This window comes from Lachnospira intestinalis (assembly GCF_040095895.1).
Classification (GTDB): Bacteria; Bacillota; Clostridia; order Lachnospirales; family Lachnospiraceae; genus Lachnospira; species Lachnospira intestinalis.
Genome location: NZ_JBBMFS010000006.1, coordinates 23,797 through 45,200, shown reverse-complemented (window position 1 = coordinate 45,200; position 21,404 = coordinate 23,797). Strand labels below are relative to the sequence as shown.

The 21,404-nt window shown below is 42.6% G+C and carries 21 protein-coding genes, 1 tRNA gene and 2 pseudogenes; 4 read left to right on the top strand and 20 right to left on the bottom strand.

Annotation, left to right across the window (positions count from 1 at the left end):
- Positions 1 to 142: 142 nt before the first annotated feature.
- The 13 genes and pseudogenes from WMO37_RS08340 to WMO37_RS08280 form a co-directional block, all read right to left on the bottom strand.
- The gene (locus WMO37_RS08340; protein ID WP_227089062.1) at positions 143 to 1,009 is read right to left on the bottom strand and encodes an aldose 1-epimerase family protein; all 867 of its coding nucleotides are present in this window, start codon (positions 1,007 to 1,009) and stop codon (positions 143 to 145) included.
- Between the two features lie 75 nt (positions 1,010 to 1,084).
- A complete protein-coding gene (locus WMO37_RS08335; protein WP_022431453.1) occupies positions 1,085 to 2,260 on the bottom strand; it encodes an MFS transporter in 1,176 nt (391 codons plus the stop codon).
- Between the two features lie 29 nt (positions 2,261 to 2,289).
- Positions 2,290 to 3,210, bottom strand: a complete 921-nt coding sequence (locus WMO37_RS08330; RefSeq protein ID WP_022431452.1) for an AEC family transporter — start codon at positions 3,208 to 3,210, stop codon at positions 2,290 to 2,292.
- Between the two features lie 203 nt (positions 3,211 to 3,413).
- Positions 3,414 to 4,307 (bottom strand): DegV family protein, encoded by an 894-nt coding sequence (locus WMO37_RS08325; protein WP_227089061.1) that lies wholly within the window; start codon positions 4,305 to 4,307, stop codon positions 3,414 to 3,416.
- A 225-nt stretch (positions 4,308 to 4,532) separates the two neighbouring features.
- A tRNA-Leu gene (locus tag WMO37_RS08320) sits at positions 4,533 to 4,612 on the bottom strand.
- Between the two features lie 108 nt (positions 4,613 to 4,720).
- A complete protein-coding gene (locus WMO37_RS08315) occupies positions 4,721 to 4,954 on the bottom strand; it encodes a hypothetical protein (RefSeq protein ID WP_349154774.1) in 234 nt (77 codons plus the stop codon).
- 123 nt (positions 4,955 to 5,077) lie between these two features.
- Positions 5,078 to 6,961, bottom strand: a complete 1,884-nt coding sequence (locus tag WMO37_RS08310; RefSeq protein ID WP_349154773.1) for a heavy metal translocating P-type ATPase — start codon at positions 6,959 to 6,961, stop codon at positions 5,078 to 5,080.
- Positions 6,962 to 6,970: 9 nt separating this feature from the next.
- The gene (locus WMO37_RS08305; protein WP_022431448.1) at positions 6,971 to 7,189 is read right to left on the bottom strand and encodes a cation transporter; all 219 of its coding nucleotides are present in this window, start codon (positions 7,187 to 7,189) and stop codon (positions 6,971 to 6,973) included.
- A 26-nt stretch (positions 7,190 to 7,215) separates the two neighbouring features.
- Positions 7,216 to 7,533 carry an ArsR/SmtB family transcription factor gene (locus tag WMO37_RS08300; RefSeq protein ID WP_227089427.1) on the bottom strand — a complete coding sequence of 106 codons (318 nt, stop codon included), beginning with the start codon at positions 7,531 to 7,533 and terminating at the stop codon, positions 7,216 to 7,218.
- A gap of 262 nt (positions 7,534 to 7,795) precedes the next feature.
- Positions 7,796 to 7,957: pseudogene (locus WMO37_RS08295) on the bottom strand (radical SAM mobile pair protein B); the annotation flags it as partial.
- 58 nt (positions 7,958 to 8,015) lie between these two features.
- Positions 8,016 to 8,918, bottom strand: a complete 903-nt coding sequence (locus tag WMO37_RS08290; RefSeq protein ID WP_349154772.1) for a TlpA family protein disulfide reductase — start codon at positions 8,916 to 8,918, stop codon at positions 8,016 to 8,018.
- 41 nt (positions 8,919 to 8,959) lie between these two features.
- Positions 8,960 to 9,847 carry a 4Fe-4S binding protein gene (locus WMO37_RS08285; protein WP_009263529.1) on the bottom strand — a complete coding sequence of 296 codons (888 nt, stop codon included), beginning with the start codon at positions 9,845 to 9,847 and terminating at the stop codon, positions 8,960 to 8,962.
- Positions 9,840 to 9,983: a CD1871A family CXXC motif-containing protein gene (locus tag WMO37_RS08280; RefSeq protein WP_349154771.1), complete on the bottom strand. Its 144-nt coding sequence runs from the start codon at positions 9,981 to 9,983 to the stop codon at positions 9,840 to 9,842. Before WMO37_RS08280 ends, WMO37_RS08285 begins: the two co-directional genes overlap by 8 nt.
- Positions 9,984 to 10,076: 93 nt before the next feature.
- Between WMO37_RS08280 and WMO37_RS08275 the strand changes: the two genes are divergently transcribed.
- From WMO37_RS08275 to WMO37_RS08265, 3 genes and pseudogenes are all read left to right on the top strand, one after another.
- Positions 10,077 to 10,757 carry a response regulator transcription factor gene (locus WMO37_RS08275; protein WP_022024520.1) on the top strand — a complete coding sequence of 227 codons (681 nt, stop codon included), beginning with the start codon at positions 10,077 to 10,079 and terminating at the stop codon, positions 10,755 to 10,757.
- Positions 10,754 to 11,911, top strand: a complete 1,158-nt coding sequence (locus WMO37_RS08270; protein ID WP_349154770.1) for a HAMP domain-containing sensor histidine kinase — start codon at positions 10,754 to 10,756, stop codon at positions 11,909 to 11,911. Before WMO37_RS08275 ends, WMO37_RS08270 begins: the two co-directional genes overlap by 4 nt.
- A 17-nt stretch (positions 11,912 to 11,928) precedes the next feature.
- Positions 11,929 to 12,174: pseudogene (locus tag WMO37_RS08265) on the top strand (site-specific integrase); the annotation flags it as partial.
- Between the two features lie 271 nt (positions 12,175 to 12,445).
- On the opposite strand, the gene WMO37_RS08260 reads toward WMO37_RS08265, so the two are convergent.
- The 5 genes from WMO37_RS08260 to WMO37_RS08240 all read right to left on the bottom strand — a co-directional run bounded on the left by WMO37_RS08260 (position 12,446) and on the right by WMO37_RS08240 (position 18,408).
- On the bottom strand, positions 12,446 to 13,279 hold the full coding sequence (locus WMO37_RS08260; protein ID WP_022431943.1) for an Mrp/NBP35 family ATP-binding protein: 834 nt from the start codon (positions 13,277 to 13,279) through the stop codon (positions 12,446 to 12,448).
- Between the two features lie 79 nt (positions 13,280 to 13,358).
- Positions 13,359 to 14,846 carry a sodium-dependent transporter gene (locus WMO37_RS08255; protein ID WP_349154769.1) on the bottom strand — a complete coding sequence of 496 codons (1,488 nt, stop codon included), beginning with the start codon at positions 14,844 to 14,846 and terminating at the stop codon, positions 13,359 to 13,361.
- A gap of 82 nt (positions 14,847 to 14,928) precedes the next feature.
- Positions 14,929 to 15,612, bottom strand: coding sequence for a response regulator transcription factor (locus WMO37_RS08250; RefSeq protein WP_349154768.1), 684 nt, complete (start codon positions 15,610 to 15,612; stop codon positions 14,929 to 14,931).
- A gap of 41 nt (positions 15,613 to 15,653) precedes the next feature.
- Positions 15,654 to 17,144 carry a sensor histidine kinase gene (locus WMO37_RS08245; RefSeq protein WP_227089049.1) on the bottom strand — a complete coding sequence of 497 codons (1,491 nt, stop codon included), beginning with the start codon at positions 17,142 to 17,144 and terminating at the stop codon, positions 15,654 to 15,656.
- A 40-nt stretch (positions 17,145 to 17,184) separates the two neighbouring features.
- On the bottom strand, positions 17,185 to 18,408 hold the full coding sequence (locus tag WMO37_RS08240; protein ID WP_349154767.1) for an SGNH/GDSL hydrolase family protein: 1,224 nt from the start codon (positions 18,406 to 18,408) through the stop codon (positions 17,185 to 17,187).
- 564 nt (positions 18,409 to 18,972) lie between these two features.
- Here WMO37_RS08240 and WMO37_RS08235 point away from each other — a divergent pair.
- Positions 18,973 to 19,212 (top strand): DUF6061 family protein, encoded by a 240-nt coding sequence (locus tag WMO37_RS08235; protein ID WP_003505342.1) that lies wholly within the window; start codon positions 18,973 to 18,975, stop codon positions 19,210 to 19,212.
- 211 nt (positions 19,213 to 19,423) lie between these two features.
- Here WMO37_RS08235 and WMO37_RS08230 read toward each other — a convergent pair whose 3' ends face one another.
- Both WMO37_RS08230 and WMO37_RS08225 read right to left on the bottom strand, forming a co-directional pair.
- On the bottom strand, positions 19,424 to 19,651 hold the full coding sequence (locus WMO37_RS08230) for an IS3 family transposase (protein WP_055167138.1): 228 nt from the start codon (positions 19,649 to 19,651) through the stop codon (positions 19,424 to 19,426).
- A gap of 52 nt (positions 19,652 to 19,703) precedes the next feature.
- Positions 19,704 to 21,377, bottom strand: coding sequence for a DUF4368 domain-containing protein (locus WMO37_RS08225; RefSeq protein WP_349154766.1), 1,674 nt, complete (start codon positions 21,375 to 21,377; stop codon positions 19,704 to 19,706).
- Positions 21,378 to 21,404: the final 27 nt, after the last annotated feature.

Sequence of the window (21,404 nt, the reverse complement as noted above, 5' to 3'; positions counted from 1 at the left end):
GATTATACCGTCAAATTCAGTCAAAATCAATCAGCCAAAACCGCAAAAATTTTGACCGTTTTTAGTGTATTTTGCACAAAAAAAAGACAGAACCGTAAATATTTCTTTACAATTCTGCCTTTGCCTTGTATTTATTATATACTTAAAATGCGATTGTATACGCTTTTTCAAAAATTTTTCCCGGTTCTAATTCATTCTGCCATGCACGTTTTTGAAGGTTTCCGTCAAAATCCGCCGCATCGGCTCTGCCGTACCACGGCTCAATGCAGATAAACGGCACTTTTTTACCGACCGGCGACCACAGCCCGAATACCGGCGCATCAAAGGTCACGGTGACAGCCGCTTTACCGTCTGCCTGAATTGAAACTTCCCGACAGCCGCTGTTTTCAAAAATATATGCGTCTTTGTCAAAAAAGTCTTCCGTGACGGTGACTTTGCTTTCATCCAGCTTCATTTCATGCGCTTCATTTTCCACCAAACCGTCTTCATTTAACAGCTTATAGGATAATGCCGGCTTTTTCGTCCCAAAAACCACCTCACAGCCTGCCATCGACTGTCTGTCGTCACAAATAAATGCCGGATGTCCGCCAATGCTGAAATACATCGTTTCCGCATCGGAATTGATGACCTTCCATCCTGCTTCAATACTGCTGCCCTTTAACGTAAAACTGCACTGTAATTCAAAATGAAACGGATACTTTTCAAGTGTTTCCTTGGTATCTGTTAAATTCATCACAATCGAATCTTTCGTCTTTGACACCGGTACAAATTCCATATCCCGTGCAAAACCGTGCTGGGACATTTCATACGTCTTTCCCTGATATTCTGTTTTGTTGTCCTTATACTTTCCGACCAACGGAAACAGCACCGGCGCATGGCGCTTCCACGCATCGGGATCCCCCTGCCAGATATGCTCTGCGCCGTCCTTTTTGGTCTTTACGGAAACCAGTTCGCAGCCCTTACTGCAAACCACCGCCTCTAAAAATTCATTTTCAATTTTATATTCCATATACCCTCCATACTGAGTGATTTTATATCGCGAAGTGACGATGAGAAATTCGCGCAGGCGATTTCTCATCTGTCATCAAAACAGTCTGCTTTTACTGTTTACCTTTAAATTCACCAATGACAATACAAACATGCCTGCCGCATTAAACAACAGCACCAAAATTGCCGCCGTCATGCCAAAAGAATCTGCCAGCACGCCGACAATCTGCGGTGTTACGATACCGCCGAGTGCTGCAATCGCAAGAAACATGGACATTCCTGTGTTTGAGCCTTTCAATACCGCACCGGCGCTGGATACGCTGGTCGGATAAATGCCCGCAAAGAAAAATCCGAGTCCCGCAATCGCTACGGTAATGACTGCAAGATTGTGTGTCGCTAATAACAGGATAAAAAATGCGGCTGTAGCAATACAATATGAAAAAATCAGCTTATTTTTATCAATTTTTGTGGAAAGCTTTGCCGTAAGCAGCCTTCCGAGCATTACCATAATCCATGTGACAGATACAAGATTTGTCGCATACGCACTGCTCATAATGCCCATACTCTTAAAATACGTTACAAACCAGCCGTTGACACAGTTTTCCAGTCCCAGATACAAAAACAGTAGAAATCCCATAATATAAAATACAGGATTTTTATAAAATGTTTCTTTCGACTGCTCCTTATTTTCCTGCTGTGCCTTTTTGGATTCCTTCGGCCAGTTATAATCCAGCTCCATCAATGCATAAAACAGGCAGGCAAGCGCCGAACCTGTAACAACCGTGTACGCAACCGCACGCCATCCCATGCCTGCACCGATATACAGTGATGTTAAAAACGGCGATAAAAATGCACCGACTGCAAATGTCATATGCAAAAGATTTAACGCCGCCGGTTTTCCATCCGAATTATCGTTGACAACCGCATTGTTGATAATGCTGACCGAACCCCTGCCAATACCAAGCAGTACAAATGCCGCATATAATACCGGCACCGGCGGAATCCATGTAATTATAAGCCACATCAGCGGAATCAGTGCCGACATGCTCACAATCGTTGCCTTTCTGCCTATTTTACCCGCAAGCGGAGGATTGACAAAGCTTGCCAGCAGATTTCCGATTGCAAATGCGGAGAGCAGTCCGCCCGCCACACTGTAGCTGATACCCGCTTCTTCAATCAGATATGGCAGAATTGCCCCTACCAGAAGCACCATCGCGCCATTTACAAAAAATGCAAAATAGCACGGAAAAAATAGTTTCCATTTTGATTTCATCTCTTGTTTCTATCTCCATTTCCTTTTATTTAAGCTGTCAGCAGCATTGCGCAGACCGGCAGTGTCAGGATACTAAAAAATGTAGTGATAACCACTGCTCCTGCCGCCAGATTTTCATCATACCCAAACTGCACTGCAAACACAGACGTAATCGCCGCGCTCGGGCAGGCTTCCAGCAAAAGTACCACCTGCGCCGCCATGCCTGTCACATGAAACAGCGAAAATACGCCAAAGCACACCGCCGGAATCACCAGCTGACGCACCAGAATAATATACCATATATTTTTATTATAAACCAGTCCTTTTACGTCACTTCCCGCAATAATCATGCCTGTAATAAACATCGACAGCGGTGTATTCATATTGCCAACCAGACTGACCGGCTGTTTTATAATGTCCGGCACAGGAATCTGACACAGATAAATAAGCAGTCCTGCCACAACTGAAATCAGCACCGGATTGGTAAAGATTGTACGCAAAACCTCTTTTGCACGAACCTTTTTACTGACAATGCCGTATCCGGCCGTCCACAGTAAAATATTATAAACCGTCACAAATGCGCTGGCATAAAGCAGTCCTTCCGAGCCAAACAGCGCCTGAATCAGTGGAAATCCCATATATGCCGCATTGGAAAAAATGCAGGCAAACCGCATAATCGGCAAATCGGGACTTTTGTGCTTTGCCGTCAATGCCAGCGTAATAAAAAGTCCGATAAGCAGCAGTAAAATACTAAGTTCAAACGCTTTCAAGAGATTATGGAGAATGTCAATATTAAATTCCATCATATACGAATTGATAACCATTGCCGGTACAATCAGATATAAGAGTAAATCCGAAAATGCTTTTTTCCCTTCCATTTTAACCGCTTTGGTCTTTACGCAGACAAATCCCGCAAAAATCAAAATAAATAAAACAACCACCTGTTTCACTGTAATCAACGCCAGTTCCATAATAATCTCCTTGTGTTATATATTTCATTGTTTGTTATATATTTGTTTGCAATGTGAGTATAGCACCCGAAAGCATGGTTGTCCAGTCTTCTTTTATACAAAAAGTGCCGCAGGACTTTTCTTTTTAGAATTCTCCTGCGGCACTGCCTGTTTTGTTCGTTCTGCCCGATATGCCTTTCGGTTATCGGTATGCATTTTCTACCTTACGCATCATATTTCTTTAACAGTCCGACACCCAGTGGATACGGTCCTGTATGCACGCCGACTGTTGCACCTATCTGATAAATGTCGATTGATGTAATATCCGAATATTCTTTCACGGATTCCAGCAGTCTGTCCCTGAAGGACACCGCTTCATCATAGTCATAACCGTAACCCACCACAATTTCATAATCATTGGCATTGATGTTGTTTTTCGTAAAATGCTCTTTAATCTGCACGAGCAGTTTGTCAATGGATTTCTTTCTGCCCCTTGCCATGCCGCTTGAGAAAATCTCGCCGTCCTGCATGACAATCATCGGCTTAATGCCGAGCATATTGACCGCACCGCCAAGCACCTTGCCGATTCTTCCGCCGTGAATCAGATAATCCAGACTGCCTACCGTAAAGATAATTCTGCCGGTTGATTTAATCCGTTCCAGTGCCTGCACACTTTCTTCCAGCGAAAGTCCTGCCGCTTTCATCCGCGCAGCTTCCCTGACAAAAATTCCTTCCTCAACCGTATTTAATGTAGAATCAATCACTTCAATCTTTGCATCCGGATAATCTTCCAAGAGCATATTTCTGGCATTGACCGCTGAATTATAAGAGCCGCTGAACTTTGTGGTAATACAGATACAAAGCACGCCCTCGCCTGCTTTAACAATCGGTGTAAAAACATCTACATAGTCCTGTACGGACGGCATGGATGTCTTTGGGAAAACCGTCGGATTTTCTACCATTTCTTTATAGAAGTGGCGGACTTCAATTTCCGCACCCTCTTTTTTATATACATTTTCCTCAAACGCAACATAAAACGGTACAATCTGAACTCCGATTTTATCTGCATTTTCACCGTAAAGATCACATGCCCCGTCTGCTATAATTTTATATTCCATAATTCATCCTCATTTCCGTGTATCACATTAACTTCATATCATGTAATGCCAATCTGCATTACGTAGTATTAAATACTATATTACATATACTACTATATTTCAAGTCAAAAATCCACTTTTTACCGGATAAATCTATAAACTTTTTATAAGTTTTTAAAATAACAAAACAGCGGCATCTTTATATTTCGATACCGCCGTCTTTATCACACCTAATTGTTATTTTAATGCGGGTAACAGGACTTGAACCTGCACGGTCTCCCACCAGAACCTAAATCTGGCGCGTCTGCCAATTCCGCCATACCCGCAGACAATGTATATAGTACCATATTTTTACAGACAAAGTCAAGGGACAGCCCCACGCCACTGCGCAGGACTGTCCCCTTATTCCGGTTGTCTGCCTGTTTTAATTTATATTACTTTGCAGCTTCTGTTGCTGTGCCTTCTGCTTCTGCAGCAGCTGCTGCCTTAGACTCTGCAAGTCTTGACTGTTCTTCTCTGTAAGCTGCTCTCTTGCTGTCCTGTTCTGCCTGGCTGTCAACAGTTGTTGCTTCCTGTGTAGTGCCGTTTGATGAACCGCATGCTGTTACGGAAAATGCTGTTACTACTGCAAATACACCGACAAGTGCAAGTTTCTTAAAATTTCTCATTGTTCTTTTCCTCCATTTTTCCTGTTCGAGGTTACACTATAATACACTTTCTTTCATTGTGCAATAGATGTCTGGAAAAGAACACAAACTTTATTAAAGTTTAATTGAAGCTTAATGAAAGCTTTATTTTACACGCAACATACGCATTGCATTTAAAATCGCAATCACGGATACACCGACATCTGCAAAAACCGCTTCCCACATGTTGGCAAGTCCGAATGCACCGAGAATCAGGATAAATGCCTTTACTGCCAGTGCAAATACGATATTCTGTCTTACAATCACAAGAGTCTTTCTTGCGATTGTTACAACCTTGGCAATCTTTGTGGTGTCATCGTCCATAAGCACAATATCCGCCGCTTCAATCGCCGCATCGGAACCCATACTGCCCATTGCAATACCGATATCCGCTCTGGAAAGCACCGGCGCATCGTTAATACCGTCACCGACAAAGGCAACCTTGCCTTTTCCATCCGTGTGTTGTGCTAACAGTTCCTCAACCTTTGCCACCTTATCTGCCGGTAAAAGCTGGGTATAAACCGTATCGATTCCAAGTTCCTTTGCAACGGCTTCCCCCGCTTTTTTGCGGTCGCCCGTAAGCATAACCGTCTGCTTTACACCTGCCTGCTTTAAGCTCTTAATTGCCTGCCTTGCTTCCGGCTTAATCGTATCTGAAATAATTACACAGCCCATATAGCTGCCGCTCTTTGTCACATAAACAACCGTTCCCGGCTTTTCAGTCGGTACTGCCGCAATGCTGTTGTCACTTAACAGCTTTTCATTTCCCGCAAATACTTCTGCACCGTCAAGCAGGATGCGGATACCGTGACCTGCCACTTCCTTTACATCAGAAATGCGCTCTGCGGCAATTTCATTTCCTTCCTTTGCAAATGCACGCTTAATTGAAGCAGCAATCGGATGGTCTGAAAAATTTTCCGCATATGCGGCAGCTTCAAGCAGTTCCGCCTCGGACACGCCGTCTGCCGTCAGCAGTTCATTGACCTCAAATTCACCCTTTGTCAACGTACCGGTCTTATCAAATACAATCGTATCCAAATCTGCTGCCACTTCCAGATAATTTCCGCCCTTTACCAGAATACCGGACGCAGATGCCGCACCGATTCCGCCAAAGAAACTAAGCGGCACTGAAATAACCAGCGCACACGGGCATGAAATTACAAGAAAAATGCAGGCTCTCTGTAACCAGTCAAAGAAATTTCCACCAAAGATTATCGGCGGAATCACTGCCAGAAGCAGCGCACCGATTACAACGACCGGCGTATAATATTTTGCAAACTTTGTAATAAAGTTTTCTGCCTTTGCCTTCTTACTGCTTGCATTTTCAACAAGTTCAAGGATTCTTGTAACGGTAGAATCATCAAACTCTTTTGTCGTCTTTACACGCAACAGCCCACTGCCATTCACACAGCCACTGATAATCTCACTGTCTTTTGCCACCCGGCGCGGCACGGATTCACCGGTCAGGGATGAAGTATCCACCATGGATTCACCCTCGATGACAATCCCGTCAAGCGGCACACGCTCACCCGGCTTTACAACAATAATACTGCCGACTTCTACATCATCCGGGTCAACCTGACTGACTTTGCCGTCTTCTTCCAGATTGGCATATTCCGGACAAATGTCCATTAACTGCGTAATAGACTGTCTGGAACGGTTGACTGCATAACTCTGGAACAGTTCACCGACCTGATAAAACAGCATTACCGCAACACCTTCGGAATATTCTCCGACCACAAACGCGCCGATTGTTGCAATCAGCATCAGGAAATTTTCATCAAATACCTGTCCGTGTGATATATTTCTCACGGCTTTGTACATAATGTCCCAGCCGATTACAAAATACGGAATCAGAAATAATACCAGTGTCACATACCACTGTTCCATAAAGGCAGGCTTTACGATGTGTTCCATTACAAGCAGCACCGCATACAGCAGTGCTGTAGCAATAATACGGTATAAAACTTTTTTCTGCTTATCTGTCATACGCAACTCCTACATTAAAATAACGCAATCCGGTTCTACTTTCTTACATACAGATACAACTTCCTTCATGATGTCATCAAAGCGTGCATCATCTGCTTCTATTGTCATCTTCTGAGTCATAAAGCTTACAGTTGCATCCTGTACACCGTCAATCTTCTTAATTGCATCCTCCATTTTTGCTGCGCAGTTTGCACAATCTAAATCCTGTAACTTAAATTTCTTTTTCATAACTTTTTCCACCTTTCTACTTTTTATTATAATATTTGTTCTTTTGCATGTTCCATACCCATGCTTAAAATCATTCGCACATGAGAGTCATCAAGCGAGTAAAATACAGATTTGCCTTCCCGTCTGCTTTTAATCAGCTTTGCCTGCTTTAACACACGCAGCTGGTGGGAAATCGCCGACTGGTTCATATCCAGAAGCTGTGCAATATCACATACACAGAGCTCACATGTATGCAATACATACAGTATTTTAATTCTCGTCTTATCGCCAAATACCTTAAAGGTATCTGAAATACTGTCCAGCAGCTCATCTTCCGGCATATGACACCGCACGGCCTCTACCATATCACTATGCACTTGAAAACTTTCACAACATTCTGCCTCTGCTTCCAGAGCCTTATTTCCCTCGGTATTCACGTCTGAACGCCTCCTGTTATTATCTTATGAACATATGAATATCTGTTCATATGTTCACTATATCATAGTCTATGTGGAAATGCAACACTAAATAACATTTTTAACATAATTCGTCAATGCCAAAATATATCTCCCCTCCATTGTAATTTGAAAAGACACCTACTGTTTTTAGTTCTATTTAAGGCTTTATTTAACAATTTCTTATTCCTGTATTTTCTGACCCTCGGATTTCCTCATGATAGAAATAATCCACGATCACCGGATGTCCCTGCGGGTCTCTGCCATAAGGCATTTCATTATCCACAAAGGGACAATCATACTTCTTAGCCATTTCCTCAGCTTTTACTTCAACATTAATGTTCAAAAAAAGCTCTCTGTGCAATGCACAGGAGCTTTTTATATGCAGGCTTCTATTTATTTGTGCTGTCTGCATCAATTACAGACTGAATCTGCTTCATAAGGGCATCATAGTTGTCCTTGTTATCAATTCCGCCGAGCATTGGTTTGCCTACAATATTGCCATTTCTGTCAACAAGTATAGTTGTTGGAAAGGCCATGATTTCTGAGGCATATTTACCGGCAGCACTAGAGGAGTCAATTGACAGATTACGATATTTGACACCCTGGCTTTCAAGAACAGAGGCAGCCTCTTTGATAGCTGTTTTATTGCCATCGAAGGTCTCAGTGTTGATGCCAACAACTTCTCCGCCCATTGATTTGATAGCATCATTTAATTCGTTAAGCTTGGATAATTCAGCGACACATGGTTTGCAGCCGGTAAACCAGAAATTGACGACTGTTACTGCATTACCGGAAAACAGGCTGTCATCAACCTTATTGCCATCAAAATCCTCACCGGAAAAATCACTGAATACAGATGAGGCTTTAGAGCTGTCCTTCTTGTTATCGTCTGATGATGTATTTTTGTTTTCAAGCTCTGCTATCTGTTCCTCGATTTTTCGTATGGTTTCAATATCCTCATTAAGTGTTTTAAGCTCATCGTCTGTGAATGAATTCTTGTTTGATTCTACGGTACCGGCAAGATAATCAGCATAATTTCCATTTGGATTGGCGGCACTTTTGTTCATCATGCCAAATGCCTTGTTCCACACATCAGCGTGATCTGCAAAAAGCTGATTTTCCTGCTGATATAAATCATCAAGCCTGGAATCTGATTTGCCGGATGCTTCTGAGCCGGCTTCAGTCTGAGTGTTCTTAGAATCTGTTGTGGAAGCTTGCTTTACGCCACATGCTGTAAGTGATAATGCTATGCAGAGTGTAAAAATAGAAATAAATGATAATTTGTTTTTCATGAGTAATTTCTCCTTTAAAATAATAGTAAAATGTTTAATAGTTATCTGTTGTCATTTTTTTGACATGATTTTCCCATAAACCGGTAGCAGATGGCGTCCTTCGGACAGGCCTTTATGCAGGCACCGCAGCGTATGCACTCGGGGTGATCCGGTGTCTTACACACATCCACATCCATCTTACATGCCTTTGAGCATTGACCGCATCCGACACATTTGCTGCTATCAACGGTGATTTTGAGCAGGCTGACCTTATTAAATAATGAGTAGATTGCTCCAAGCGGACAAATCCATTTACAGAAGGGCCTGTAAAATAAGATACTTAGTACAATTACTGCAATTAAAATCATACACTTGAAAGAAAAAAGCTTTCCCAGCGCAGAACGGATAGCAGCATTTCCAATAGATAACGGTATAGCACCCTCTAAAACGCCCTGAGGACAGATATATTTGCAAAAGAACGGGTCTCCCATTCCTATAGAGTTCGTTACAAGCATCGGAAGAAGTATAACGAAAACAATAAGAATGACATATTTTAGGTACCTAAGAGGCTTTAGTTTGGCTGTGGATAATTTCTTTCCGGGGATTTTATGAAGTAAATCCTGAAACCATCCAAATGGGCACAAAAAACCACATATAAATCTGCCGAGAGTTACACCGAGTAAAATAAAAAATCCGGTTATGTAGTATGAAAACTTAAATTTTGATGATCCGACAACTGCCTGAAATGCCCCTATTGGACAGGCTCCTGTCGCGGCAGGGCAGGAGTAGCAGTTTAATCCGGGTACGCATACTGTTTTTGCATTGCCCTGATATATTTTACCCTTAAATAAATTTGGAATATGAATATTGGTCAGCAGCGTTGCTGCGGCCTGTATCCAGCCACGTATTTTTGCCAGTTTTCTTGATAGTAATTTCTTCTCCTTATCCAATTCCGACACACTCCAGACATAGTTTTATTGCTTTACCAAGCACTGTAGCCGCCTCACCTCTGACTGCACCATAGCTTATCATGGATACACCAAGGATAAGCAGAATGATTTGACATGTTCTTTGGTATTTCAACATAATGTTGCTCCTTTTTGTTGTATTGTTGACCAGCTGACTTTGGTATTATACAATATAGGTTGTAAAATTATTGTTAAGAATCAGGAGAACATTTTGAGATTATTAATTGTTGAGGATGAGAAACAAATATGTGATATGGTTGCAAAGAGTCTGTATGCTGCCGGTTATGAGGTGGATACCTGTTATGATGGGAAAGAGGCTCTTGAATGTATACTGTCGGAGAATTATGATCTGATAGTTTTGGATTTGAATCTGCCGGGGATGGATGGCATGGAGCTTCTTAAGGAGCTTAGAAAATACAATGATGAAACTAAGGTTTTGATATTATCTGCAAGAGGTCAGATTGCTGATAAGGTAGAGGGACTGGATGCAGGAGCAAATGATTACATGGAAAAACCATTCCATCTGCAGGAGCTTGAGGCACGTATCCGAAGCCTGACAAGAAGGAAATTTGTACAGAATGATATATGTCTTAAATGCGGAGAAATAAAGTTTGATACGATTAAACGCGAGGCATATGCAAAGGAAGAGCCGGTTCCACTGACAAGAAAAGAGAATGGTATTTTGGAATATTTACTTATCAATATAGGCAGACCGGTGAGTCAGGAGGAGCTGATAGAGCATGTGTGGGATGCCACGGCAGACAGCTTTAGCGGAGCAATCAGGGTACATATGTCTTCACTTAGAAAAAAGCTTAAGGCGAAGCTGGGATATGATCCCATTCAGAACAAGGTAGGTGAAGGCTATAAAATACGGGAGGAGTCTGACAGATGAAAAGAATGTCGCTACAGTGGAGACTTACGTGCATTACTACATTGTGTATTGCTATTATATGTGGCTGCCTGACTATATTTGTCTATAAAAATGGTGTGCATTACATCGATTCTCTGCAGGATGCGGTAGAGTCACAGGGGGATGAAAAAGGAAACAAATCAGATGAAATATATATCAGCATACCGGACGATAAGTGGGATGAGTTTGCGGATGAATTTTCGGTTCAGGTGTACAATAATAAGGCCGACTATAAAAGAAACAGTCTGATAATCACGATTTTGCTGGCGCTTTTGGGAGGTGTCGTCACTTATTTTATAAGCGGGCATGCACTCAGACCAATCAGGGAGTTTTCAGATAAAATTGAAGAGGTACAGGCTCAGAATCTGTCTGATTCAAGAATAGAGGAAAACAATGTTAAGGAACTGAACCAGCTGGGTATTTCTTATAATAAGATGCTTGAGCGTCTGTCGGAAGCATTTGAGATACAGAGACAGTTTACTGCAAATGCAGCACATGAGCTGCGTACTCCATTAGCGTTAATGCAGGTACAGCTTGATTTATATAATTCTGCCTCTCACCCGGGAAATGATGCAGACACTTTGCAGACCATAAAAATGGTTACGGAACAAAATGATAAATTAAACAGGATGGTAAAGACTCTTCTTGACATGAGTGAGCTTCAGACGGTGGGAAGGGATGATAAAATTATATTGGATGCTATTGTTGAAGAGGTTTTGGCAGACCTTGAGCCTCTTGCCGTGGAAAAGAATATAAAGCTGATTGGAAAATGTGAGGATGCCACTATGATAGGCAGTGATATCCTTATTTACAGGCTTGTATACAATCTGGTTGAGAATGCCATCAAATATAATCATCCGCTCGGACAGGTTACAGTAACCGCATATCAGAGAAACAAGCATGTTTATCTGTCTGTAGAAGATACGGGAAGCGGAATACCAAAGGAGCTTAGGGAGAGAGTGTTCGAGCCATTCTTCCGTGTGGATAAATCCAGAAGCCGGGAGCTGGGTGGCGTAGGACTAGGTCTTGCTTTTGTCCGTGAAATCGTTAAAGTACATGATGGCAGTATTTGTATCAAATCAGGCAAGACTGGGGGAACGATTTTCGAGGTGACTTTTGCACAGCATTCAATGTAGCGTTCCATTTTACACATTTGTCAAAAGAATCTGTTAGAAAGAAAGGAAAGAAATGGTACTACCGCTTCTATGTAGAGGACGCAAGCGGCAAAATGGTTCAGAAAGAATATGCCGGAACCGAAAGCAAAAGTGAGACGGAAAAACTTCTCCGCAAGGCACTGGAAGATTATGAAGATAATAAATTTGTTGCAAAAGCAGATAACCTTACCGTAGGTGAACTTTTGGACATGTGGGCAGAAGAAGAACTAAAAACCGGGACACTCAGATGTAAGTACCACTATGAATGTCTATGCTCACTCCACCAGAAAAGCTAAGCGTGATTCAGCAAGGCTTCTCGACAAGGTGGCAGGCAATGACTAAAAGAAATTTCCCTTATTTCCCTCACGATTATCTCACAAGGGCAAAAATAAGGGAAAATACATATCATTTCACTATCTAATTGGCTGAAAGCCTTGAAAAATAAGGAAAGTTCAGGAAATCTCTCCACAAATTCCGATCTGTTGCAGTCTTCCGCCGCTTCACATTTCATTTTTATTACTTCTGAATATCTTCAATTTTCTGTGCAATGGCTGACAGCTCGGATACGTCCAAGTCCTCTGCACAGCCTGCATCTACCTTTGCGGCTACCTGTGGGTCCATCGGCAGCTTGGCAACCGTGTCAATGCCATGCTCAGCAGCCTTTTCGTCCACATGGCTCTTTCCGTAAATGTAATGCACATTGCCGCAGTCCGGACATTTAAAATAAGACATATTTTCAACAATGCCCAGTACCGGAATATCCATCATCTGTGCCATTTTCACTGCCTTATCGACAATCATGGATACCAGCTCCTGCGGAGATGTCACTACAACTATTCCGTCCACCGGCAGGGACTGGAAAATCGTCAGCGGCACATCACCTGTTCCCGGCGGGCAGTCTACAAACATACAGTCCACATCGCCCCAGTCAACTTCTTCCCAGAACTGCTTAACGGCACTTGCAATGACCGGTCCTCTCCAGATAACCGGGTCTGTTTCATTTTCAACCAGAAGATTTAACGACATCAGCTTAATGCCGGATTTTGTAACCGGCGGATACATCACCGTTCCCGCCTCATCGCAGGTTGCCTTTTCATGCACGCCGAAAGACTTCGGAATAGACGGACCTGTAATATCCGCATCGAGAATCGCCGTCTTTAAGCCCTTCTTTGCCGCGCTGACTGCCAGCATCGATGTCACTAACGATTTACCGACACCGCCCTTTCCGCTGACAACCGCAATCACCTTTTTTACACCTTTATTATTGGCATTATTTAAACTCTGCGGTGCTGTACGTTCTCCACAGTCTGAACTACAGTTTCCGCAGTCATGTGTACATGCTTCACTCATTTTACCTTATTCCTCCTGTATCATAGCCGGAGACTTTAATCCCCGGCATTTTATTATAACACAAATATCCAATATATATTTATGCCTGTTTTTTCTGTCCCGCACGCTTTCCGGCTCTTAGCGAGAAGCTGATAACCAGCAGTAAAAATGCAACTGCCACCAGCATCCAGAATAAGAATACCGCAGGTTCACGACTGCTAAACATATCATAATAGCCTTTCAGATAAACTAAAATAATAATCAGCGGCAGTACATAACTCATATATCCGCGAATCCAGCCCGGCAGTGCAAAGCCCACACCGGTATTGACTTCTTTTCTGAAATTTTCAAAGCCCCAGCCATTTTTCTTTGTACAAAACAGGACAAAGACCAGTCCGCCAAGCGGCAAAATGTTGTAAGATACCAAAAAATCTTCCAAATCCATAATCGTTGTGCCTGCGCCCATCGGCTGGATTCCCGACAACAGGTTGTATCCTAAAACCGCAGGCATTGAAAGCAGCATCAGCATCACCATGTTGGTTTTAACTGCCTTCTTTCTTTCGATGTTCCAGATTTCCATGGTAATCGCAATAATATTTTCAAATACGGCAATAACTGTTGACAGTGCCGCAAATGTCATAAATATGAAAAACAGCGTTTCCCATACCCTGCCGCCCGGCATATGACGAAATACATTCGGCAGTGTGATAAATAACAGTGACGGTCCCGCATCCGGCTGAATTCCGTAAGCAAAGCAGGATGGAATAATGATAATGCCCGCAATAATCGCAATCAAAGTATCCAAAATCACGACATTTAACGCTTCACCTGTAATCTTGTGGTCTTTTTCCAGATAACTGCCGAAAATACTCATCGAACCCATGCCGACACTCAGTGTAAAAAATGCATGAGTCATCGCCGCAAAAATTACATTTCCCCAGCCCTTCTGACCGGCTCTTTCAATATCCGGTATCAGATAAAAACGCAGACCTTCACCTGTTGTATCCCGCATAACAGAGTTGACTGCCAGTACAATCATCAATGTTATGAGCAGCAGCATCATGACCTTCGTCACCTTTTCCACACCGTTTTGCAATCCTAACGCACAAATGCCAAACGCAATCGCAATTGCAATCACTGTCCATAAAATCATGGTACCCGGATTGGCCAGCATATCTGCAAACTGTTCTGTCGTACTCTGCACCTTACTGTTTGCCTCAAGCTGCCCTGATACGGCAAGCCACGCATAATACATCATCCAGCCTGTTACCATGGTATAAAACATCATCAGCAGATAATTTCCTGCAATGCCGAACCATTTAAAGCAATGCCAGTTGCTCTTTTCTGATTCTAATATTGAAAATGACTGCGCAATACTTCGTCTGCTGCCTCGTCCCACGGCAAATTCTGCCATCAGAATCGGCCAGCCTAAAACTGCCAGAAAGAGCAGATATATCATAATAAATGCTGCCCCGCCATTTTCACCGCAAATGTACGGAAACTTCCATACATTCCCCAATCCAATCGCACAGCCTGCCGATACCAGTATAAAGCCAAGCCGTGACTGAAATTTTTCTCTCTCCTGCATAATCCTCCCATCTGTTTTGGAAAACCTTTTTTCATATAAGCATAATAGCTATATTATACCGATTTTGAACAAGAAAAGCAACCTAAGAAAATTTGTATCCGACACCCCATACTGTCTTAATATACCGGGGATTTTTCACATCACTTTCAATTTTGCTGCGCAGATTCCGGATATGCACCATCACCACATTATTCGTATCATATGCTTCTTCCTCACTCCACAGTGTATTATAAATATGTTCCGTGGAAAATACATTTCCCTTATTCTTCCACAGCAGTTCTAAAATGGCAAATTCTTTCGGTGTTAAAAAGACTTCTTTTGCATTTAAAAAGACACGGTGTGTTTCCAGATTCATGGATAAATCCAGATATTCCAGAACATTTTTTGCCACACTGTGATTAAATTCCTTACTGCGGCGCAGCTGCGCTTTGACCCTTGCCACCAGTTCAATGGGATTAAACGGCTTTGCAAGATAATCGTCTGCCCCCGCCGTCAGTCCCAGCACCTTGTCCATATCCTGATCCTTTGCCGACAGCATAATAATCGGAAGATTACTTTTCTTGCGGATTTCCATGCAGAGCGTAATGCCGTCCATATCTGCCATCATAATATCTAAAATTGCCAGATCAATATCCATTTTCTCCAGACATTCCAGCGCCTCTTTGCCGTTTGCCGCCTTACAGACCTGCATGCCTTCATTTTTCAGATAAATTCCAACCAGTTCCCGGATGTCTTCCTCATCATCCACTACCAATATGACTGACATGTTTACTCCTTTCTGTAATTTATGTTCTACAGCCTTATCTTTTACGCTTTCGGCAGACGGATATGCAGGCTGAAATACCCCTGTGCATACTCTGCCCAGACCTTTCCTTTGCTGCGTTCCACCGTTTCACGCACAATCGACAGCCCCAGCCCGTTGCCGGCAATATCAGAACCTCTTGCATGGTCTGCCCTGTAAAACTTATCAAAAATCCGCGTACAGTCTGCTTCTTTTACTTCTTCTGACACATTGCTGACAATAATGTGTATCGTACTTTCTTCTTCTTCCATGCTTACCAGAATATCGGTTTCCGGCTTTGAATATTTGATAGCATTCATCAGAATATTATCCAGGACTTCGCGCATATCTTCAATGACAATATTGGCATAAAGCGGCTTTTCCGGTATATCGGTCACAAAATTTCTATTCTGTTTCTGTGCAATACCTTCAAACTCCGCTACATCCTGACTAACCATCATAGAAAAGTTGCATCGCACCGTATTGTCCTGTTCTACTTTAATTTCATTTTTTGCCAGCAGAAATATTTTCTGAATCATTCCGTTAATTTTCTCTACCTGCGCAAATGCTTTTTTTATATATAAATCCCGCTCGGATTCATCTTCATATTTTCCGCTGATAACCACATCAAGATACCCTGTAATAATGGTCATCGGTGTTTTAATATCATGGGAAAGATTCGTAATCAGCTCTCTGTTTTTCCGCTCATTCTCCCTTTCTTCTTTCATCATTTTATCAAGGTTATGCTGCATATCGTCAATGCTTTCCGCAATCGTCGTCAGCTCGTCATACCCCTTTTTATCAATCTGTGTATGCAGATTCCCCTTCGAAATTTCGTCAACCACACCGGATAAATACCGTATGTAACTGATTCTGCTCTTTGAAAATATCAGTACCAGTATCAAAAACAGCACCGCCGCCAATGCAAGACAGGCTGCCCGTAACTGCATATCATGATAAATGTATTCGGGATACGCCGGTGTCCGGAATACAATGTAGTACAGCACCTTTTCCACGCTCTTTGTATACACGAAAATATATTCGCCACATTCCTCATCATACGAATCAGACACCAGTTCGTCAACCTCAATGTGTCCGCCCTTTCCCGGCATGGTTTCGTCATCACTGTTATTCTTCCACAGCACCGTGCCCTTTTTACTCGCAATCGTAATCAACATATTTTCGCCGTCTTGTACGGATACAAACGGCATTTTATCATTCTGCATGAGATAGCGCATCGCATCGGTAATATTTTCTTCCTGCGATTCCGTGCTTTCAATTTCTTCCATCGCTGTATTTAACGCACTGTCTAACTCACGCACCAGTTCCATAACCTGTAAATCGCATTTTTTCTTATACTGCGAACAGTCTTCCTCCACTTCAATAAGGATTCCCCTGCTTTTACAGATATAAAATACGCCCATTGCCACCGCTATCGCAATCGCAACCGACACTAAAATGCCAACTGCCAGTTCTTTATAAATTCCTATCTTTCTGCCCGTCTGATTATGACCCATGACACCTCTGACTCCTTATCCGGCAGTAATCGGATACCTTTTACCAGTATCCCAATTCCACGCCCTTCTGGTATACAGCCGCACCCATTGCATAATATCCATATGAATTAAAATGTGTATAATCGTCCTTTAACTGCTCCGGCACCCTGCCGTTTGCCAGGTCGTCCAAATCCTGTTCTGTCGGCTCTAATCCGACCGTTTCAAGTCCATGTTCTATCATAAAGGCTCTCATATTGATAAAGTGTTCGCCAAATGCTTCCCTCAATGCCGTTTCCCACACATTATCCTTTGTTCCGACTTCAATATCACTCTCATACTGTTCGGAATCATATGCCTCTGTCGGGTTATCTGTATCACCAATAATAATATAACATTGTGTACCGGACTTTTCAATCATTGCCTGATACTGTGCAATCAATTCATCATAGCTGTCCCAGCCGCCGTTACTGCCCATCTGAATCACCAGTATATCGGCATTTACATCATGTGCCGCCTGTGTAACCACCTGCATGCCCTTCTTTAACTTAACACTGCCTTTTTGTGTGTTTCCGTAAGTTTTAATATAAAGCTTTTCATCTCTTTTTTCCAGCTGGAATAACTGGTCATTAATATACACCAGATTTTCTGCCTGATTATTATCTCCACCATATCCGTTAAAATTGTCCAGCATAACACTGTTACCATCTGCGTCTACAATACTGATTTCAACGCTTTTGCCTGCTTTTACCGTAACATTTTTTGCGACAAACATCGTAAGTCCACCCTCACGCGTGGCTATTTCATAAGAAGTTTCGCCTGACACACCGAGATTGTATACGTCCATTCCTGTGTAATACTGTAATGTATCCGGATAAGTCCAGCCGGAAATATCCATAATCTGTCCGCCATTTGTAAGCTGTGCTTCATCACTGTATCCATATCCAAATGTAATCGAATCGCCCCAGCACGCAATCTTTTTTTGCTGAAACACGCACGTTCCCAGTGAAACTGTGTGCTGTCCCAGCAGTGTTTCCGGCTGTGCGTACTGTTCCGCCTGCAAATCCGCTTCTGTAGTATCTTCTAAGGTCATGTCAGCATCCGGATTTTCCGGTGTTATATAGCAGACTTGATTTGCTTCATTACTGTTCTGAGTGCTGCCTGCAAGTCCCTGTTCCATTCCTAAAACAGAATGATTAAAAAAATAATTAACACCGGCACCGATGATACCGATTCCCAATCCAATAAACGCAATGCAGCTGACGATTAATTTTATATTCCTTTTCATGACGCATCCCTCCTCCGTTTTGGTGGCTTTATCTTAACAGCCAAATATAAAAATTTATTCAGTATAAATCTTTAGATTTCTTAAGAAGTATTTTTGTTCTTACTTCTTTATACGAAGGAGGATGCGGGGTGTTTCGCTTCTATTAAATAAAATAAGAGCATGCACTTAAGTTTTGTTACTCAAGTACTTGCTCTGTTTCTTTGTATCAAAGTTATTATATATGGTTGTATGTGGGTTGTTTACGGATATTCTGTAAGATGTAATCTATAAACTAGAATTGAGATTTCATATATTCCAAGGGATTTAATAACTGTTATATTTTATTATCAAATATCTCTCAATCCCTTGAAAACACAAAGTTTATCGCAGGTGAGCTTTCCCTTATTGTTTCCCTTGCGTTATATCGTCCCACCAGTGTTTACGAACTCTGATAAGGGCAAAAACAAGGGCAAGAAAATTATATAAAACAGTATAACACAAAATAAAAGTGACATTGTGAACTGATTGAAATGCTTCTGATTTTTGCAACAAATGATTGATTTAACGATAAGGAGATTTGATACGATGAGAACAATATTTGCAGAATACAATCCCAAGCGCAACAGTATTGATGTTTACACCTCTGTTGGCTATATGCTCCGCATTGACTGTTGGGAAGCTGAAAAGAACTTAAAAACCACACCAGGATCAGACTGTGCATTAAACGCACTCGCCATTGATGAACCTCTTGAATATGCCAAATTATATCTTGATGGAAATTTGCAGATGTGGGTAGATGCGGAAGACTCATTAGATATTTTTTAATTTTTAAACAAATACAACAGTTTAAATCGCTATTAACCACAATATTTCCGGAAAATTCATCATAGGTTTGTGCAAATGCAAAGAAACGGCGGCTCTGAAAATCAAAGCCGCCGTTTCATAGGCGCGTGAAAATGTGTGGTGTGCGCCCCGTCAAGTAGACAATTAAAAAAATATAGGTTTTTTGCTACCCAGATCATGCTGGGTAGCATTTTTATGCTGCCATAAGCATGTCATGGTATTCCATTGGCGTTAGAATACCGAGACCTCGTTGAGGTCTGTCATTTCTGTAATAATCTATATATTCAACAATCGCGGAGACTAATTCTTCTCTACTATGAAATTTCTTCTTGTAATACATTTCTCGTTTTAAAATTCCCCAGAACCCTTCCATTGGACCATTGTCTGTACAATGAGCAACACGTGACATACTTTGAGTCATTCCAGCTTGTTCCAGTTTATGATGAAATGCCCTGGACGTATATTTGCTGGGGTTAGATAGCGATACTTTTTACATCTACCATGTTGCGGCGGTCATGGTTGACAACTTGCGTCGGCTCCTGCTCGGTATCAACCTGTCCGACAAAGCTATAATGGATTTCGATTTTCCGGGTGTTGGTTTCCCGGTCTAATTCATGTATCAAAATACGGTCGATAAACTCATGGACGTTTTCATAGGTCAATTCCTGTATGTCGCTGTATTTCCCGACAATCTGAATAAACCTTGATATATCCCTTTTTCGCTCGGTAACGGTTGCGATCTGCTGTTGTAACTCGTCTATCCTTGCGGCAAGGGATTTCTTTTCGTCCTCATAGCCGGAAGTTAGAAACACAAACCGTTCATCTGTCAGTCTGCCTAATGCGTTGTCCTCATACAGCTTGCGGAAAAGCGTGTCAAGTTCGGTCATACGCGCCTGTGCTTTGAAAAGTTCCTTTTGCTGCTGCGCTAATGCCTTTCTCGCTTCCATGTCGCCGTACTCGGTAGCTTTACAGATAAAGTCCTGTTCGTGTTCCTTAACATACCGCAAAACCCGCCGCATATCTTCCAGCACTAAATCAAGAAGTACGTTTTTGCGGATATAATAAGAGGTACACTCGCTGCCTGTCCTTGCCCTGTTGCGCCATGCGCCGCAAGAATAGGAAAACTTGCGCGGCTCGATATTTACGCCCTGTTGGTAATACATCTTATGTCTGCAACCAGCGCAAAACAGCAAGCCGGAAAAAATATCAATCTCCGCTGCTTTTGTCGGGCGGTGGCGGGTAGCAATCCGCTTTTGCGCAAGTTCAAAGGTTTCCTCGTCAACAAGCGGCTCATGGGTGTTTGGGAAGAAATAGCGTTGTTCTTCTTCGTTCTTCCGGGTCTTTTTCGACTTGTAGGATACCTTGTGAGTTTTCGCGGTTATGGTATGCCCTAAATATTCCTGCCTTGCTAATATGTCATAGAGCGTTTTGTCCGGCCAAGTATAGGGGGCGATCATTGCCCGCTGATACCGCGCCTGTCCTGTACGCTGATAGCGCAACGCTCCAATCGTCAAGACTTTGTTTTCCGCAAGCCATTTTTGGATTTCGCACATACGCACGCCGCTAACAAACATAGCGAAAACCTGTTTGACAATCGGCGCGGTTTCCGGGTCGGGTATAAGGTGGTGGCGGTTGTTCGGGTCTGGGATATAGCCGTATGGATATTCCCCGTTGACGCGCTCGCCTTTTTGCGCCTGTGCCTGTTTAACTGCGCGGATTTTCTTGCTTGTGTCGCGGGCGTAAAACTCGTTAAACCAGTTCCGCAAGGGGGTAAACTCGTTATCCTCCCGCGCTGTGTCAACTCCGTCGTTGATCGCGATATAGCGTACTCCGTTTTCGGGAAATACAATCTCTATGAGTTCGCCCGTTTTCAGATAGTTTCTGCCAAGACGGGAAAGGTCTTTGGTAATGACCGTCGCCACTCGTCCGGCTTCCACTTCCTGCAACATCGCTTGCAGCCCCTCGCGCTCAAAACTCACGCCGGAAAATCCGTCGTCCACAAAAAACTTTGTGTTCAAAAAATGGTGTTCGTCCGCATAGCGTTGAAGTATCATTTTTTGGTGCTGTATGCTTCCGCTTTCTCCGGCTTGCATATCCTCTTGACTTAAACGGCAGTAAAGGGCGGTGATTTTATTCGACTGTAACATTAGTCCTCCTTTCCGACAGCCGAATAA